The sequence below is a fragment of the Streptomyces griseus subsp. griseus genome (genome assembly GCF_000720255.1).
Lineage (GTDB): Bacteria > Actinomycetota > Actinomycetes > Streptomycetales > Streptomycetaceae > Streptomyces > Streptomyces griseus_I.
Genome location: NZ_JOJE01000011.1, coordinates 318,411 through 334,400, shown reverse-complemented (window position 1 = coordinate 334,400; position 15,990 = coordinate 318,411). Strand labels below are relative to the sequence as shown.

At 73.2% G+C, this 15,990-nt stretch carries 16 protein-coding genes and 1 pseudogene; 10 read left to right on the top strand and 7 right to left on the bottom strand.

Annotated elements, in window-relative coordinates; all coding sequences use genetic code 11:
* The first annotated feature begins 1 nt into the window (after position 1).
* Positions 2–625, top strand: coding sequence for a glycoside hydrolase family 97 C-terminal domain-containing protein (locus IG99_RS50325; protein WP_037675102.1), 624 nt, complete (start codon positions 2–4; stop codon positions 623–625).
* Positions 626–730: 105 nt separating this feature from the next.
* On the opposite strand, the pseudogene IG99_RS17940 reads toward IG99_RS50325, so the two are convergent.
* Positions 731–1,521: pseudogene (locus IG99_RS17940) on the bottom strand (Fpg/Nei family DNA glycosylase).
* A 114-nt stretch (positions 1,522–1,635) separates the two neighbouring features.
* Between IG99_RS17940 and IG99_RS17935 the strand changes: the two are divergent.
* Together IG99_RS17935 and IG99_RS17930 are read left to right on the top strand one after the other, a co-directional pair.
* Positions 1,636–1,848, top strand: coding sequence for a DUF4287 domain-containing protein (locus IG99_RS17935; protein WP_037675100.1), 213 nt, complete (start codon positions 1,636–1,638; stop codon positions 1,846–1,848).
* A gap of 97 nt (positions 1,849–1,945) precedes the next feature.
* On the top strand, positions 1,946–2,359 hold the full coding sequence (locus IG99_RS17930) for a VOC family protein (RefSeq protein WP_037675098.1): 414 nt from the start codon (positions 1,946–1,948) through the stop codon (positions 2,357–2,359).
* 20 nt (positions 2,360–2,379) lie between these two features.
* Here IG99_RS17930 and IG99_RS17925 read toward each other — a convergent pair whose 3' ends face one another.
* Positions 2,380–3,375, bottom strand: a complete 996-nt coding sequence (locus IG99_RS17925; RefSeq protein WP_037675096.1) for an MASE1 domain-containing protein — start codon at positions 3,373–3,375, stop codon at positions 2,380–2,382.
* A gap of 27 nt (positions 3,376–3,402) precedes the next feature.
* Positions 3,403–4,245 (bottom strand): PP2C family protein-serine/threonine phosphatase, encoded by an 843-nt coding sequence (locus IG99_RS17920; protein ID WP_037675094.1) that lies wholly within the window; start codon positions 4,243–4,245, stop codon positions 3,403–3,405.
* Positions 4,246–4,563: 318 nt separating this feature from the next.
* Here IG99_RS17920 and IG99_RS17915 point away from each other — a divergent pair, with 318 nt between their 5' ends.
* Positions 4,564–4,848 carry a DUF4190 domain-containing protein gene (locus tag IG99_RS17915; protein ID WP_037675093.1) on the top strand — a complete coding sequence of 95 codons (285 nt, stop codon included), beginning with the start codon at positions 4,564–4,566 and terminating at the stop codon, positions 4,846–4,848.
* Here IG99_RS17915 and IG99_RS17910 read toward each other — a convergent pair.
* A complete protein-coding gene (locus IG99_RS17910; protein ID WP_037675091.1) occupies positions 4,845–5,366 on the bottom strand; it encodes a hypothetical protein in 522 nt (173 codons plus the stop codon). The genes IG99_RS17915 and IG99_RS17910 overlap by 4 nt on opposite strands.
* Before the next feature lie 345 nt (positions 5,367–5,711).
* Between IG99_RS17910 and IG99_RS17905 the strand changes: the two genes are divergently transcribed.
* From IG99_RS17905 to IG99_RS17895, 3 genes are all read left to right on the top strand, one after another.
* Positions 5,712–7,289, top strand: a complete 1,578-nt coding sequence (locus IG99_RS17905) for an alpha/beta hydrolase (protein ID WP_199815542.1) — start codon at positions 5,712–5,714, stop codon at positions 7,287–7,289.
* A gap of 158 nt (positions 7,290–7,447) precedes the next feature.
* Complete coding sequence (locus tag IG99_RS17900; protein ID WP_078947768.1) at positions 7,448–9,205, top strand: SpoIIE family protein phosphatase; 1,758 nt, start codon at positions 7,448–7,450, stop codon at positions 9,203–9,205.
* Between the two features lie 70 nt (positions 9,206–9,275).
* Positions 9,276–10,265 carry an NAD-dependent epimerase/dehydratase family protein gene (locus IG99_RS17895; RefSeq protein ID WP_037675090.1) on the top strand — a complete coding sequence of 330 codons (990 nt, stop codon included), beginning with the start codon at positions 9,276–9,278 and terminating at the stop codon, positions 10,263–10,265.
* Between the two features lie 28 nt (positions 10,266–10,293).
* Here IG99_RS17895 and IG99_RS17890 read toward each other — a convergent pair whose 3' ends face one another.
* Together IG99_RS17890 and IG99_RS17885 are read right to left on the bottom strand one after the other, a co-directional pair.
* A complete protein-coding gene (locus tag IG99_RS17890) occupies positions 10,294–11,403 on the bottom strand; it encodes a sensor histidine kinase (protein WP_037675088.1) in 1,110 nt (369 codons plus the stop codon).
* 2 nt (positions 11,404–11,405) lie between these two features.
* Positions 11,406–12,152 carry a response regulator transcription factor gene (locus tag IG99_RS17885; RefSeq protein ID WP_037675086.1) on the bottom strand — a complete coding sequence of 249 codons (747 nt, stop codon included), beginning with the start codon at positions 12,150–12,152 and terminating at the stop codon, positions 11,406–11,408.
* A gap of 129 nt (positions 12,153–12,281) precedes the next feature.
* Between IG99_RS17885 and IG99_RS17880 the strand changes: the two genes are divergently transcribed.
* The 3 genes from IG99_RS17880 to IG99_RS51665 are packed head-to-tail and all read left to right on the top strand — an operon-like array spanning position 12,282 to position 14,373.
* The gene (locus IG99_RS17880; protein ID WP_051865523.1) at positions 12,282–12,995 is read left to right on the top strand and encodes a glycosyltransferase family 2 protein; all 714 of its coding nucleotides are present in this window, start codon (positions 12,282–12,284) and stop codon (positions 12,993–12,995) included.
* Entirely contained in the window at positions 12,992–13,609 is a 618-nt protein-coding gene (locus tag IG99_RS17875) for a TIGR04282 family arsenosugar biosynthesis glycosyltransferase (RefSeq protein WP_037675084.1), read from the top strand. Before IG99_RS17880 ends, IG99_RS17875 begins: the two co-directional genes overlap by 4 nt.
* Positions 13,606–14,373, top strand: coding sequence for a class I SAM-dependent methyltransferase (locus IG99_RS51665; protein ID WP_037675219.1), 768 nt, complete (start codon positions 13,606–13,608; stop codon positions 14,371–14,373). Before IG99_RS17875 ends, IG99_RS51665 begins: the two co-directional genes overlap by 4 nt.
* Positions 14,374–14,734: 361 nt before the next feature.
* Here IG99_RS51665 and IG99_RS17865 read toward each other — a convergent pair whose 3' ends face one another.
* Entirely contained in the window at positions 14,735–15,970 is a 1,236-nt protein-coding gene (locus IG99_RS17865; protein ID WP_037675081.1) for a molybdopterin-dependent oxidoreductase, read from the bottom strand.
* Between the last annotated feature and the right edge of the window lie 20 nt (positions 15,971–15,990).

Genomic DNA, 15,990 nt, shown 5'->3' with positions numbered 1-15,990 from the left:
CATGCACGACGACGTCCGGCCGTTCGGCTACGAGCGCACCTACCCGAACTGGATCAGCCTCGAAGGCGTCCGCGGCAACGAGCAGTTCCCCACGGCCACCCACAACGTGACGCTGCCCTTCGCCCGCAACATCGGCGGCCCCCTCGACTACACCATCTGCTACGGCCAGTCCCGCGACAAGACGACCAACGTGCACCAGATGGCCATGGCCGCCGTCTACTACCAGCCGCTCAACTTCCTCTTCTGGTACGACAAGCCTTCCAAGTACGCCAACCCGGCCGGCTGGCCCGGGCTGCCCTGGTTCAACGCCGTCCCCACCACCTGGGACGAGAGCAGGACCCTGGCCGGATCGATCGGCGAGTACGTGGCGGTCGCCCGGCGGAGCGGCTCCACCTGGTACCTCGGCGCGATGACCAACGAGACGGCCCGGACGCTGTCCCTCCCGCTCACGTTCCTGACGGACGACACCACCTACACCGCGACGGTCTACGCCGACGGGGCTCCGGGCAGCAGCCCGTACCGCACTCCGGTCGTGGTCAGCACCCAGTCGGTGACGTCGGCGACCACCCTGGAGGTGGTCATGGCGGCGGCGGGCGGCCAGGCAGTCGTCCTGACGCCCGGCTGATCCGCGTCGCGGCACAGCAGCGGGTCGACCACCCCGGGCGTGGCCACCCCGGCGTACCCCGGTGTGCCCCCGGCGGGCCGAACCCGGCCCGGCCGGCGCCGACGTTCAGCCCCCGCCGCCCCCCTGGCACCGCGGGCACCACACCGTCCCTCGGCCCGCCAGGCGGGAGCGGCGCAGGTGGGTGCCGCAGCGCGGGCAGACCGGGACGGGGTCGTCGCGGTGGCCGGTGAGCCAGGAGTCGCGCGGGGGGACGCAGCCGGCGGTGACCGCGGACCGCAGGGTGCGGCGCATCTCCGTGTAGAGGCGGCGGCGGTCGGTCTCGGTGAGATCGTTCGCCCGGCCGGCGGGGCGCAGGCCGGCGCGCCACAGGATCTCGTCGGCCAGCAGGTTGCCGAGTCCGGCCAGGACGGACTGGTCCGTGAGAGCGGACTTCAGGCTGCCCCGGCGGTCGGAGAGCACGGCCTCGAACCCCGCGCGGTCCAAGGCCAGCGCGTCGGGCCCCTGGCGTCCCAGCAGCCGCTCGACGGCCGATTCGTCTTCGGCGAGCCAGAGCCCTGGAGCTTGCGCTGGTCGCGGTAGCGGAGCTGACGGGCGGCGCCCACCGTGAACAGGACGCGGTCGTGGACTTCGTAGTCGTCGTCGGGGCGTGCGCAGACCAGCCGGCCGGTCATCCCGAAGTGGAGCACGAGGGTGGGGCCGCCGGTGCGGGCGAGCAGCCACTTCCCGTGCCGCTCCGGCTCGGTGAAACGCCGGCCCTCCAGCGCCTGGCGCAGCCGCCGTGCGCTCACCCCGTGCAGGACGCCCGCGTCGCGCACGTCGACCTCCCGGACGACCCTGCCCCGCGCGCAGGACACGAGCACCTTCCGGAATCCCTCGACGTCGGGCAGTTCGGGCATGCGGACCTTCTCTCACCCCAGTGACACGGGTCACATTCTCATCTCGATGAGTTCTCGCGCAGCCCCCGGTCACACCTCCGACAACATCGACACCACAGACCGGAGACCGCTGCGATGACCGCCGCCGTGAAGGGCCCCGCGAGCTACTTCCCCGCCATCGAGAAGACGTACGGCCGCCCGGTTTCGGAGTGGCAGGAGCTCATCCGCGCCGCGCTGCCGGCCCGACACATGGAGCTCGTCGACCTGCTCAAGTCGGAGCACGGCCTCGGGCACGGGCACGCCAACGCCCTCGTCGCGCACACGCTGGCGGAGGCGTCCCGGAGGTGAGCCGGAGCCGAGGTGCCACCCTCGGCGCCCGCGACTAGCCTTCGCGATATTGGCCATTCATCCCCTTATCGCCCCATTCCACGCACTGGAGGTTCTCATGCCCTCGCGTCTCAACCCGTACCTCAGCTTCGACGGCGACGCCCGGCAGGCACTGGAGCTCTACAAGGAGGTCTTCGGCGGCACCCTGACGCTCAACACCTTCGGCGACTTCGGACAGCCGGACGCCCCCGAGGCTCACAAGATCATGCACGGCATGCTCGAGACCCCGAGCGGCTTCACGCTGATGGGCGCCGACACCCCGCCCGGAATGGAGTACAGCCCCGGCAGCAACTTCGCCGTGAGCCTCAGCGGCGACGACGACGCCGAGCTGCGCGGCTGGTGGGAGAAGCTGTCCGCGGGCGGTTCGGTCTCGGTGCCGCTCGACAAGCAGATGTGGGGCGATGTGTTCGGCATGTGCACGGACCGCTACGGCGTCCCGTGGATGGTCAACATCAGCGGCCAGGAAGGCTGACCCGGCACGGCCCGGCTCACCTACTTCCCACGGTCGCGTTCCCTCGGCCCGGGAGTTCTCCCGGGGTCGAGCGGCTCACCGTGGGTGAGACGGGTCAGCGCTTCGGTCAGACGGTCGCAGACCTCCTCGATCTCCCCCAGGGTCCGGTCCCGCTCGGTGACGACCGCCGACAACAGCAGAGCCGTCAGTGAGACGGTGCCGTTGAAGGCCTGGAGGATGACCATCTTGGCCAGGAGGTCGCGCCCGGCGAACGGTCCGGCGCCGCCGGCCCCCGCGGAGATCGCGATGACGGACGCGATCAACACGCACGGCGCGGCCCCGGCCAGCTGGAAGCGGAAGGCCGCCCAGATCAGGAAGGGACCGACGAGGAAGAGCAGGTTGAGGTCGCTCCGGGTGGCGACCGCGGTGACCGCCGCCGTGCCGCCCAGCAGAGCCACCGCCTCGGCCCACCGCAGCACGGACACCCCACGGGGCCATCGGACGGTGCGCGCGACCAGCAGCAAGGGCGCCACGACCAGCACCCCCATCGCGTCCCCCGTCCACCACACCGACCAGGTCGGCCAGAAGTCGTCGCCGCTCAGCGCGTCGGAGGCGACCAGGGCCCCGGTGCCGATCGTCGCGCTGATCAGCATCCCGCCCAGGGCCCCGAGGAAGACCAGGGCCAGGGCGTCCTGCAACCGGCCGAGATCCGTACGGAAGCCCACCCGCCACAGGAGGAGACAGGCGCAGACCGGCCCGATCGTGTTGCCGATCGTGATGGCGAGTACCGGGAGGATCGACGGCCCGAGCGTCAGGTTCACCAGGAACGCCCCGAGCGCGATGCCCGGCCACATCCGAAGGCCCCACAGCATCAGGGCGACCAGGGCGATGCCGGTGGGCGGCCAGACCGGCGTGACCTGCCCCCGCACCAGCTGCTGCTCAAGGCCGAGCCTGGCGCTGACGTAGTAGGCGGCGGCGACGGCGGCCAGCCGAAGGCCCTCGCTGAGGTACGGCGGCAGCCGTTCACCGTGCGCCATGGTTCACCGCCGCCCGGCGCATGCCGCTCACTCCCCGCGCTCCAGCCGCTCCCGCGGCCCGTCGTACCGCAGGACGAGGACGGCGGCGTCGTCGTTGTGACCGGTGAGGTCGGCGACCTTGATGATCTGCGCGGCGAGCTCGTCGGGGTCGGTCCGGCAGCCGCCCGCGACCACCTCGGCCACCTGCGCGAGCCCTTCCTCGATCGGGTAGCCGGGGCCTTCCACCACCCCATCGGTGACCAGCACGAACGCGCCCATGCCGGTCAGCGCCCGGCGGATCGTCGCGTAGCGCTCGCCGGCCTGGACGCCCAGGGGCAGACCGTTGTCCTCCAGCACGACGTCGCACCGGCCGTCGGCCCTGGCCCAGACGGCGGGGACGTGCCCGGCGCGGGCGTGGGCGAGCTCACCGGTCGTCGGGTCGAAGCGCAGGAACGAGCAGGTCACGAAGAGTCCGGGGTCCATGGTGACCAGCAGGTCGTTGGTGCGCCGGAGCACCTCGGCAGGGTTCGTGGTGGCGGTCGCGACGGCCCGCAGACAGGTGCGGACCTGCCCCATGAGCGCCGCCGCCTCGACGTCGTGGCCCTGCACGTCGCCGATCACGAACCCCACCGTGCCGTCCGCCATGGCGAAGCCGTCGTACCAGTCGCCCCCGATGTCCAGTCCGGCCCGCGCGGGCGCGTACCGCCCCGCCACCCGCAGGCAGGGCGGGGCCGGCAGCTCGGCGGCGAGGACCTGGCGCTGCAGCGCGGCAGCCAGCTCCACCCGGGCCTGCTGGAACTTGATCCGGTCCAGTATCTGACCGGTCAGGTCGCCGAGGGTGCGCAGCAGGTCTTCGGTGTCGGTGGGCGAAGCGGTACGTCGGCGGGGCATGGCATCACACTCCGTGTTTCTTCGGAGTTGCGCCATTTGTCACGGTCTTACCGTACCGTCCCTGCAGACCGAGCGGGAGCGGGCCGACGTGATGCGGTGGCACGCGACGGATCCGGCCCGCGGGTGCCGTGAGCACGTCCGATGCCGCCGGGGCCGCCGCCGACGGAGGCCGGGGTGCGGCCCGGCGGCAGCGGTGGCCCCGGCGGCGGTCGACGATGCCATGACATGAGAACGCCCCGGCGGGGCACCCGGCGTGTGACGGAAAGGCAAAGAACGTGTGGGCGTTCGGTCCACACCTACGTCAACTGGGAGTCTTCCATGGCGAGTTATGGCAGTTCCTCGGCCGCGTCCGGATCGCGCACCAACGGCATGGCGATCGCGAGCCTGGTCTGCGGCATCGTCGGGCTTTTCCTCCTGAACATCGTGCTGGGCCCGCTGGCCATCATCTTCGGCGCCGTCGCCCGGCGCCAGGCCGGGGCACGCAACGGCGGCGGCATGGCGAAGGCCGGCATCGTCCTCGGCATCATCGACGTGGTTCTCTGGTTCGTCCTCCTCGCCATCGCCACCAGCAACGGCGGCTTCAGCTGGTACGTGGGCGGCTAGGGCAGGCCCTGGGCCGACTCGTAGAGCGCGACCCTCGGGTGCACCGTCCCCTGCGCCCGGGGGTCGACGACGGTCAGGCGGTACACCTGGGTCAGGGTGCCGCCGGCGGGCAGGGTGCGGCGGGCGGCCTGGAGATCGGTGTACAGCGTGCCGGTCTGGGTGCCGACCTGCACCACCTCCCAGCAGCCGTCGGCGGTGCGCCGCTCCAGCCTGATGTCGGACGGCTTCAGGAAGGGGCCCGCGTCCGGGGACTCCACCAGGAGCTGCGGGGCGACCGTCCGGTCCGCCGGGGAGTCGTTGCGGTAGGTGACGGTGAACTCGTGCGCACCGGTACCCGCCGCGGGAAGCGGGCTCGCGGGCAGATCCACGAAGTCGGTGGGTATGGCGGGCGTCTGCTGTTGCCGAGCCGTGGGTGCCCGGTGCGTGGCCGCCGCGGCGGGGCCCGCGGCCGCGAGGCCGGTGAGCGCCACGACAACGGCCAGGAAGGCAACTCGCAGACGGCTCTTCTTCGACGACACGTTCGTTGGTCCTTCGGAAGTCGGTGGGGGCGTCCGGCATGCCTCGAGGGGCGGTTGGCCAGGATGTCGTCGAGGCTACGCCGCGCGGCGGGAGCCCGAGGTGACGGGCGCGCGAACTACCGCCGGGTATTGGAGAGATCGAGTAAAGGGACTCATACAACGGCTCCCCTGATGCCGTTTACCTTCGGATCGGGCTAGATTCCCCCGAACTCAGCTTCAAGACGGGGGTCTTGGCTGCACGTCGACCCGAGGGGACAACACCTAGTGATAACGCAGGACCGCGCCGGGAGACCCGGCTCCAGAGCACGCAGACGCTTCACGCCTCTGCGGATCAGCGTGGCCGCGGTGACCGCGCTCGCCATCGCCGGATCGGGGGCGCTGGCCGCCCACGCGACCCAGCCGACACCACCCGACGCACCGCCCGTGCCGACCCTGGCGTGGTCGGACTGCCAGGGCGGCTTCGAGTGCGCGAACGCCGAGGTGCCGCTGGACTACCGCGATCCGCAGGGCAAGACCATCACCCTCGCGGTGATACGCAAGAAGGCCGCCGACCAGTCGAAGAAGAAGGGCACCCTCTTCCTCCAGCCGGGCGGTCCCGGCAACTCCGGGGTGGACTTCGTCCGCGGCAACTACGCGGACCTGCCGACCGCCCTGCGCGACTCCTTCGACGTCTTCGGCTACGACGTACGCGGCGTCGGGCGCAGCTCCCAGGTCGAGTGCTGGGACGACCCGACGTACACGCAGGCCGTCACCGCGGCCAAGGGCGTCCCCGGCCCGGACGCCTACGAGCCGGCCGTGAAACAGGCCGCCGCCTTCGACCAGGCCTGCCAGGACCGCGCGGGCGACCTGGCGCCGTACGTGGGCACGCAGTACGTCGCCCGCGACATCGACCTGCTGCGCCAGGCGCTCGGTGAGGACCAACTCACCTACTACGGCCGGTCGTTCGGCTCCTACATCGGCACCGTCTACGCCTCCATGTTCCCGGACCGGGTGCGTGCCCTGGCGCTGGACGGGGCGTACGACCCGAAGCACTACTCCTACCAGCCGTACAAGTACGACCGGCCCCAGTACCTGGCCCTGGACGGCGCGATGAGCCGCTTCCTGGACTGGTGCAAGGCCGACCAGGCGACCTGCGGGTTCGGGGACGGCGATCCGCGCGGCGCGTTCGAGAAGCTCAAGGCCGACCTCGACGCCAACCCGGTGCCGACGGCGGGCGGCGGCCAGGCCAACGGCTACACCCTCGTCTACCGCCTGATGTTCAACATCAACTCGGGCAAGGTCATCTGGCCCTCCTTCGGCGAGGCCCTGCGCAAGGCGCAGCAGCGCGACAACACGTCCTTCCTGCTGCGGCCGCCGTCCCCGGCCAGCTTCGACTTCCTCAACCCGAACGTCGTGGTCGAGTGCGTCGACAAGGACTACCCGAAGAACCCGGCCCTGCTGAAGCGGCAGGTCACCAAGAACGCCAGGCTGGCACCGCTGCTGGGCCCTGCGATGGCCTACGGTCCTCCGACCTACGACCACCAGCACGCCACGGCCTGCGCGCAGTGGACCGGGGAGCACCCCAGCCGCTACGAGGGTTCCTACCGCGCGAAGGGCTCGGCGCCGATCCTCGTCATCGGCAACACCGGTGACCCGGACACCCCGTACCAGGACGCCGTGGCGCTGTCCCACGAGCTCGACCACGGCCGTCTGCTCACCTTCGAGGCCGAGGGGCACACCGCCCTCAACCGCAGTGTGTGCGCGACGGACGCGATCACGAGCTACCTGGTCGACCTGAAGGTCCCGGCCCGCGGCACGACCTGCGCGGACGAGACCCAGCCGCCGTCCTCCACGCCCAAGGTGGCCCCCTCCGGCACGACGCTGGGCGAACTCCGCAACGGCGTCAGCGACCGCGTGGACCGCATCGGCGCCCTGCGCCGCTGACCCCCTCCAGAACGCGAGGCGCCGGGCCCGCCACAGCCCGGCGCCTCGCCGTCTCCCGCCCCGTCTCCCGCACCGGGCGTCCCGGGTGCGGGATCCGGCCCACCGGGCCAGACTGGAGCGAGGAAGGCCTCGTCAAGGTGCGGCTGAGGAGGATCGGCGTGGACGTTGACCGGCCTCCCCCCGGGTGGCTCTTCTCGGGCGCCGAGAACGTATTGCTGTCCGCCCTGTCGGACGCGCCCGACGACGTGGTCGAGCAGGCCCGTGAGTACCGGGTCCTGCGGAGCATCCTGGACGGCACGCCGGCCGCCGTGTCCGTGATGGACGAGCGGTTGCGCTACCGGTACGTCAACGCCGCCATGGCCCGGATGAGCGGGGTGGAGCCCTCGGCGTTCCACGGGCGGACCATGGCCGAGGTGCTGCCGCGGATCCACCGCTCCGACGAGATCCTGCGCATGGTCCTCAACGACGGTCGTCCCAGGGCGCTTTCGCTCACCGGCACGACGGAGGACAGCTCACCCTTCACCCACCGGCAGTGGAGCGCCGTCTACCACCGCCTGGAGCACGAGGGGCGGTTGCTCGGTCTGTGCGGCGTCGCCGTCGAGGTGAGCGGGCTGCGGCAGTACATGGACGACCTGGAGAGGGCGCACCAGCGACTGGCACTGCTGGACACGGCCGCCACCCGGATCGGTACGACCCTCCACGTCGAGGGGACCTGTGCCGAGCTGGCCCACTTCGTCGTGCCGTCCCTGGCCGACATGTCGTCCGTGTGGACGCTGGAGGACGAGGCGGAGGACGCGCCGCCGCCCGCTCCCAGTCTGCTGCGCCTGCGCATCACGGCGTTCGCGGGAGGCGACGGCATCGCCCGCCGACTGGGGCTGATCGCCAAGGCGGGCGACTACTTCGACGTCCCGCGCGACTCCCACACGCGGCGCTGCATGGACACCGGCCGCCCCTGGGTCGGCAACCTCATGACGGACGACGTCCTGCTCAAGGTGGTGCAGACGCACTTCAACCTGGAGGTGTTCCGCACCGCGGAGATCCACTCCATGCTTCTCGTGCCGCTGCCGACGAAAGGTCATCCGATCGGCGTCGTCTACCTGTTCAGGGCCGGCGACTCGGCGCCCTTCACGGACGAGGACGTGATCGTGGCGCAGGACCTGGCCACCCGGGCCGCCGTCGCCATCGACAACGCCCGCCGGTACACCTTCGAGCACACCATGGCGCTGGAGTTGCAGCGTGCGCTGATGTCCGAGCCGGGCAGCCCGCATCCCGACCTCGAAGTGGCCTGCCGCTATCTGCCGGCGGGACGGCGCGCCCTCGTCGGCGGGGACTGGTGCGACTCCATCGCCCTGCCGGGGGGCCGCACCCTCCAGGTCATGGGGGACGTGATGGGCCACGGCTTCACGGCGGCGGTCGCCATGAGCCAGTACCGGTCGCTGCTGCGCACGTTGGCCGCTTCCGGCAGCCCGGTCGACCGGATCCTGGCACAGGCGGACCACCGGGTGGCGAGCATCGGGGTCGACCGGGCGGCCACCTGCCTGCTCGCCCTCATCGACCCGGAGTCCGGGACCTGCACCCTTTCCAGCGCGGGTCATCCTCCGCCGGCCCTGCTGCACCGCGAGGCCTCCGCCGAACTCGTACCCGTCGCCGCGGGCCCCCCGTTGGGGACCGACCTGGGCGGGCACGAGGCGGTGACGGTGCCCCTGCCGCCCGGGGACGTGCTCCTGCTGTACACGGACGGCCTGGTGGAACAGCGCGGGGCGGACATCGACGCCTCGCTGCGGCGCCTGACCGATCTCCGCCTGGATGTGGACGCGGCCCTGGAGGACGTCCTCGAAACCGTCCTCGCCCGCCTGTTGTACGGCCCCGCCGAGGACGACGTCACCCTGCTGGCCGCACGCACGCGGCCCGCCTGAGAGCTTACGGAGTGGTGACGTGCCCGGCGGGTCACGGGAACCGGCGCCGGGGCGGACCTAGCGTGGCCGTATGCGTGTGCTGGTCACCGGCGGTGCCGGGTTCATCGGGTCCCATGTCGTGGACGCGCTTCGGGCGCGTGGCCACGAGGCGGTCGTGTACGACGTACGGGAGGATCGCGGCGCCGACGTGCGCGACCCGTGGGCGGTCGCCCGCGCGCTCGACGGCGTCGACGCCGTGTGCCACCAGGCGGCGATGGTCGGTCTCGGCGACGGGGTCGCGGACGCGGCGGAGTACGTCTCGCGCAACGACCTCGGCACGGCGGTGCTGCTCGCGGCGATGGCCGGGGCGGGGGTACGGCGTCTCGTGCTGGCCGGGTCGATGGTCGTGTACGGGGAGGGGCGGTACACGTGCCGGGAGCACGGGCCGGCGCGGCCCGGACCGAGGGAGGCCGGTGACCTCGCGGCCGGGCGGTTCGAGCCCCGCTGCCCTGTCTGCGGCGGTGAACTGGCGCCGGGCCTGGTGGGCGAGGACGCCCCCGCCGACCCCCGCAACGTGTACGCCACGACCAAGCTCGCCCAGGAGCACCTCGCCGCCGCGTGGGCCCGCTCGACGGGCGGTACGGCGGTGTCGCTGCGCTACCACAACGTCTACGGCCCGCGGATGCCCCGCGACACCCCCTACGCCGGCGTCGCCTCCTTCTTCCGCTCGGCGCTGGCCCGGGGCGAGGCCCCGCGTGTCTTCGAGGACGGCCGCCAGCGGCGGGACTTCGTGCACGTACGGGACGTGGCCGCGGCGAACCTCGCCGCGCTCCAGGCGTGTCCGCCCACGGGCGCCCTCACCGCGTACAACACCGGCAGCGGCGAACCGCACACCGTCGGCGAACTGGCCCGCGCCCTCGCCGCCGCCTGCGGTGGCCCCGAGCCCGTCGTCACCGGCGAGTACCGCCTCGGCGACGTCCGCCACATCACCGCCGACTCCACCCGCCTCCGCACCGACCTGGACTGGAAGCCGGAGGTGTCCTTCGCGGAGGGCATGCGGGAGTTCGCGTCGGAGGGATGAACCGCAGGAGCACCTCGCCCGGCGGGCCCTACAGCACCGCCGGCAGCGTCACCTCGAAGCGGCAGCCGCCGGGGATGTTGCGTACGGTGGCGCGGCCCTGGTGGGCCTCCACGATGCCGCGCACGATGGCGAGGCCGAGGCCCGCGCCGGCCGGGGGTGTGCGGGCGTGGCTGCCGCGCCAGCCGGTGTCGAAGACACGCGGCAGGTCGTCCTCGGGGATGCCGCCGCAGCCGTCCGTCACGGACACCACCACGCCCTCGGGGGAACGCTCGGCGGCGACCGCCACCGTGCCGTCGGCGGGGGTGCGCCGGATCGCGTTGACCAGGAGGTTGCCCAGGACCCGGCTCATCTCCTTGCCGTCGACCTCCACCGGCACCGCCGCCACCCGGTCGCCGACCAGCCGGACCCCGTGCTCGCGGGCGAGCGGGTCGGCGCCCGCGAGGGCGTCGCCGATCAGGTCGTAGAGGGAGATCCGCGAGCAGCTCAGGGGCAGGGTGCCGGCGTGGATGCGGGAGAGTTCGAAGAGGTCGCCGACCATGCCGTTGAGGCGTTCGACCTCGGTGCGGATCTGCCTGAGATAGCGGCCCGGATCGGTGGCCACGCCGTCCTCCAGCGCCTCCGACATGGCCCGCAGCCCGGCCAGCGGGGTGCGCAGGTCGTGCGAGATCCACGCGACCAGCTCACGCCGGGAGGCCTCCAGGGCCCGCTCGCGGTCCCGCGACTCCGCCAGTCTGGCGCTGGTCGCCGCCAACTCACGGGTCAGCGCGTCGAGTTCGGCGGTGGTCGGGCCGTCGGGCGCGGTGAACGCGCCACCGTCCCCGAACGAGCGGGCGGCCCGGGCGAGTTCGCGGCTGCGGGCGACGACCCAGCGGCCGAGGAGCAGGGCGGTGACCAGGGAGACCACCGCGGCCATCGCGACGACCGTGGTGACGACGCTCAGATCGTGCCGGGACAGGAACATCGCCTGGGCCACGGCCAGCGTGCCCGCGAGCATCGCGGTGACCGCTACCGCGGCGACCACGGTGAGCGACGTGGTGAGCGAGCGGCGGCGCAGCAGCCACAGCGTGCCCGCGCCCAGCAGCCCGGCGGCCGCGGCGCCGAGGAAGGCGAACAGGGCGATGAGGAGGGTGTCCCGCATGGTCAGTCGACCTCCTGGCCGTCGGGGTCGAAGCGGTAGCCCACGCCCCACACCGTCTGGATCAGCCGGGGCCGGGCCGGATCGTCCTCGACCTTGCCGCGCAGCCGGCGCACGTGCACGGTGACGGTGGACAGGTCACCGAAGTCCCAGCCCCACACCTCACGCATCAGGTCCTCGCGTCCGAACGCCCGCCCCGGATGCCGCAGGAAGAACGCCAGCAGGTCGAACTCACGGAGTGTCAGGGCGAGTTCGGCGCCGTTCTTGGTGGCGCGGCGGGCCGCGGGGTCGACGGCCAGACCGGCCGCGCCCAGCGGGTGCGGTGCGGCGACGGGCCGGGTGCGGCGCAGGACCGACTCCACGCGCAGGACGAGTTCGCGGGGACTGAAGGGCTTGGTGACGTAGTCGTCGGCGCCGACCTCCAGGCCCATGATCCGGTCGTCCTCGTCGCCGCGGGCGGTGAGCATGATGACCGGCACCGGGCCCTGCCCCCGCAGCCGCCTGCACACCTCCAGGCCGTCCATGCCGGGCAGCATCAGGTCCAGCACCACCAGGTCCGGCCGGTGCGCGCCGGCCCGCGCGAGCGCCGTCGGCCCGTCGTCGGCCCGGTCCACCACGTATCCGGCCCGGTCGAGGTATCCGGCGACGACCTCGGCGACGGTGGGATCGTCGTCGACGACCAGGACCCGGGCGGCTCCCGCGAGCGGGGGCCGGGGCCCGGCGGGCGGGGACTCGTACGGCTGCTGCTGCATACGCCCAGCCTGGCACCGCGCCCTCGTCCGTGCCGCCACCGGAGGCCGCCCACACCTCGACGTCCGCGTTTCGTAAGGAGCCGAAGACCGGTATGTCCGTTTCGCGTTCGTAGGGTGATGGCCGTGACCATGGACGTGGATGTAGATGACGTGGATGTACATGTCGTGGATGTAGATGTCGTACTCCCCTGCCTGAACGAGGCCGAGGCGCTGCCCTGGGTGCTGGCACGGATCCCGGCCGGCTGGCGTGCCCTCGTCGTCGACAACGGCTCCACCGACGGCTCGGCGGAGATCGCCCGCGCCCTCGGCGCGCGCGTCGTCCACGAGCCCCGCCGGGGCTTCGGCGCCGCCTGCCACACCGGGCTGACCGCCGCCACCGCCGACGTGGTGTGCTTCTGCGACTGCGACGCCTCCCTGGACCCGGCGCTGCTGGTGCCGTTCGTCCAGGAGGTCCGCGCCGGCGCCGCCGACCTGGTGCTCGGACGCAGGCGGGCGCGTGGCCGGGGCGCCTGGCCCGCGCACGCCCGGGCCGGCAACCTCGCCCTCGCCCGGCTGCTGCGCCGCCGCACCGGTCTGCGTCTGCGGGACCTGGGCCCGCTGCGCGCCGCCCGGCGCGAGCCGCTGCTCGCCCTCGGCCTGACCGACCGGCGCAGCGGCTACCCCCTGGAGATGGTCGTGCGGGCCGCCGACGCCGGCTGGCGGATCACCGAGCACGACGTGCCGTACCTGCCCCGCACCGGCGCATCGAAGGTGACGGGAACCTGGCGCGGCACCTGGCAGGCGGTACGGGACATGAGCCGCGTCCTCAACGAAGCCCCCGCGCGTGAAGGGATCGAACGGTGACCACACTGGTCGTCATCGCCAAGGAGCCGCGGCCCGGCCGGGCCAAGACCCGGCTCACCCCGCCGTACACCCCACAGGAGGCGGCGGCGCTCGCGGCGGCCGCACTCGCCGACACCCTGCACACGGTGGCGGCGACGCCCGCGCGCCGCCGGGTGCTGGCGCTGGACGGGGAGCCGGGGCCCTGGCTGCCGCCCGGCTTCGACGTCGTACCGCAGTGCGCGGGGGGACTCGACGAGCGGCTCGCGGACGCCTTCGCGGGATGCGACGGGCCGGTCCTGCTGATCGGCATGGACACCCCGCAGGTGACGCCGGAGCTGCTCACCGTCGACTTCGCGGGGTGCGACGCGTACTTCGGCGCGGCGGAGGACGGCGGCTTCTGGGCGCTGGGGCTCGCGGAACCCGACCCCGGGCTGCTGCGGGGCGTGCCGATGTCGACGCCCGCGACGGGTGACGTACAGCGGCAGCGGCTGCTCGCCGCGGGGCTGCGGGTGCGGGACCTGCCGCGGCTGCGGGACGTGGACACCGCCGCCGACGCGCGGGCCGTCGCCGCGCTGGCACCCGGCGGCCGGTTCGCCGCGCGGCTGGCCCTGTGCGCGGCGGCGGCGAGCCGATGACCACCGCCCTCCCGCTCATGGCAGGCGCCTGGGCCGCGTCCGACCCCTACTCCAGCGCCCTGCGCCACGGCCGGGGCCCGCTGTTCCTGCGCCGCGCCGACGGCTGGCTGCTGCCGCTGGAGGTGGAACGCTGGTGCGCCCGGGCCGACCCGGTCGACCGGGCGGTCCTCGACCGGTGCGAGGGCGCCGTGCTCGACGTCGGCTGCGGTCCGGGACGGCTGGTGGCCGAACTCGCCGCCCGGGGACGGACGGTGCTCGGCATCGACGTCAGCGAGGCCGCCGTCGCCCACACCGCGCGGCTCGGCGGCCCGGCGCTGCGGCGCTCCGTCTTCGACCCGCTGCCCGGCGAAGGGCGGTGGGCCACCGCCCTGCTCATGGACGGCAACATCGGCATCGGCGGCGACCCGTGCGCCCTGCTGGACCGGATGACCGCGCTGCTCGTCCCCGGCGGCCTGCTGATCGCCGAGACCGCCGCGACGGACGTCGACGAACGTGCCGAGGTACAGGTCGTCGACGTCCTCGATCCCCGCCCGGGCGCCGGCAGCCCGTTCCCGTGGGCGCGACTCGGCACCCCGGCCCTGCTCCGGTACGCGAGCCGCTCGGGCTGGCGGCCCGTCGATCAGTGGGCCTCCGGCGGTCGCCGCTTCGCCGCCCTGCGCAGCCGTAGCGCCAGCAGCAGCGCCGAACCGCCGAAGAGCACGGCGCTGATCAGCAGCCAGCGGGCCAGGAACACGTCCGCGGACAGTCCGGTGCCCAGCCGGTAGCGCCGGTCCACCCGGCCGCCGATCAGCGGGAACCACACCAGCAGGAGCAGGCCCGAGAAGGCGGCCGGTACCCGCACGTACGGGACCCACGCCCGGCGGCCGGCCGCGCCGAACCCCCGGACCACCGCCCGGTCGGCCGCCGCGTACAGCGGCAGCAGCACCAGGTCGTGCAGCAGCGCCGCCCCCACGAACCACAGCGCCACCCCGAGCCGGTCGCCGTCGAGCAGCCGTACGCCCGCGTAGGCGGCGAGGGCGAACGAGCAGAGCAGCAGCAGGAGTTGCAGGGGACTGCCGAGCACGCGCCGCAGCCGCGGCCGCAGCCCCGCAACAGAACGTGCCGCGGGCCGTGCATCGGGGCGCATCACAGTTCTCCGAACGTCATCCGGGCCACCCACTTGGTGTTCAGCACCCCGGGCGCGGCGGGCACGATGACCCGTGCCGGGTAGCCGTGGTCGGGGCCGAGGTCCTCGCCGTTGACCTGGAGGGCGAGCAGCGAGCGCGGGTCGGCGACCTGGTTGGCGCGCAGGGCGGCGTGCCGGAAGGCGCCGTGCCGCTGGAGGGACTCGACGAACACGTCCGGCGGGTCCCCGTGATGGCCGGCCAGCGCGGCGAGGTCGCGCAGCCGCACCCCGCGCCACCACTGGTCGGACGTCGACCAGCCCTCGACGCAGGCGATCGGCAACGACGAGCTGTGCAGGGGCAGCCGGAGGAGGTCGGCGCGGCTGAGTCGCACCGTGCCCGCGGGTCCGGTGAGGACGAGCCGCCACGTCTCCTCGCCGGTCTCCGCCGCGTCGATGCCCGCGTAACGGGCCGTCTTGTTGATCTGGAAGCCGCCCGGTCCGCTGCCCGGGTCGCTTCCCCCGTGCGGGGTGAGCAGCGCGGTCTCACGCACCACCCCGTCGAAACTGCGGCCGGCACTCGTGGCGAACAGCAGCAGCGACCCACCGCCGACCAGCCACAGCGCCCCGCGCCGCGAGACGGTCGGCGGGTCGGGCCGCGGGGAGGCGAGCAGGTCGCCCTCCTGCCGCATCCGCCGCACGTTGCGCACGGCCGTCGGCAGGCGCAGGGCGACGTGGACGACGAACGCGGCGAAGAACACCCAGGCGCCGTAGAAGTGCAACGGGTAGAAGGAGCCCGGGAAGACGTAGTCCAGCTGGATGTTGAGGACGCCGGTCACGAACTCGAACAGCACGCCCCCGACGAGCAGCAGCAGCGAGATCCGCTCCAGCGCGTGGGTGAGCGAGCGGGCCGGCGGCAGGGCGAACAGTCTGGGCACCACCGACCACAACTTGGCCAGCAGCACCGGGATCAGGGTGATGCCGAGGGTGACGTGCACCCCCTGGGTGAGCCGGTACAGCCAGGAGGGGCTGGTCGGCCACGCGAAGAGGTAGAAGCCGAGGACGCCCTTGTCCGGCGTCTTGTCGTTCACCGGCGACAGGTTCGGGTTGTAGGCGGCGTACGACAGGAGTCCCGTCACGAACAGCACGGTGATCCCGACGAGCAGCACGAGGCCGAGCACGGCCGTGAACCAGGTGCCGCGCAGGGGGCTGCGCCAGAAGCCGGGAGAGGTGGGAAGCGGTGGGGCGTGGTCGCGCATGTGCCGACCGTAGGCCGGGA

Excerpts from the sequence above, each read along its gene's own strand:
- IG99_RS50325 (WP_037675102.1), top strand. The coding sequence starts at position 2 with ATGCACGACGACGTCCGGCCGTTCGGCTACGAGCGCACCTACCCGAAC.
- IG99_RS17935 (WP_037675100.1), top strand. The coding sequence starts at position 1,636 with ATGACCGCCGCCGTGAAGGGCCCCGCGAGCTACTTCCCCGCCATCGAG.
- IG99_RS17930 (WP_037675098.1), top strand. The coding sequence starts at position 1,946 with ATGCCCTCGCGTCTCAACCCGTACCTCAGCTTCGACGGCGACGCCCGG.
- IG99_RS17925 (WP_037675096.1), bottom strand. The coding sequence starts at position 3,375 with ATGGCGCACGGTGAACGGCTGCCGCCGTACCTCAGCGAGGGCCTTCGG.
- IG99_RS17920 (WP_037675094.1), bottom strand. The coding sequence starts at position 4,245 with ATGCCCCGCCGACGTACCGCTTCGCCCACCGACACCGAAGACCTGCTG.
- IG99_RS17915 (WP_037675093.1), top strand. The coding sequence starts at position 4,564 with ATGGCGAGTTATGGCAGTTCCTCGGCCGCGTCCGGATCGCGCACCAAC.
- IG99_RS17895 (WP_037675090.1), top strand. The coding sequence starts at position 9,276 with ATGCGTGTGCTGGTCACCGGCGGTGCCGGGTTCATCGGGTCCCATGTC.
- IG99_RS17890 (WP_037675088.1), bottom strand. The coding sequence starts at position 11,403 with ATGCGGGACACCCTCCTCATCGCCCTGTTCGCCTTCCTCGGCGCCGCG.
- IG99_RS17885 (WP_037675086.1), bottom strand. The coding sequence starts at position 12,152 with ATGCAGCAGCAGCCGTACGAGTCCCCGCCCGCCGGGCCCCGGCCCCCG.
- IG99_RS17880 (WP_051865523.1), top strand. The coding sequence starts at position 12,282 with ATGGACGTGGATGTAGATGACGTGGATGTACATGTCGTGGATGTAGAT.
- IG99_RS51665 (WP_037675219.1), top strand. The coding sequence starts at position 13,606 with ATGACCACCGCCCTCCCGCTCATGGCAGGCGCCTGGGCCGCGTCCGAC.
- IG99_RS17865 (WP_037675081.1), bottom strand. The coding sequence starts at position 15,970 with ATGCGCGACCACGCCCCACCGCTTCCCACCTCTCCCGGCTTCTGGCGC.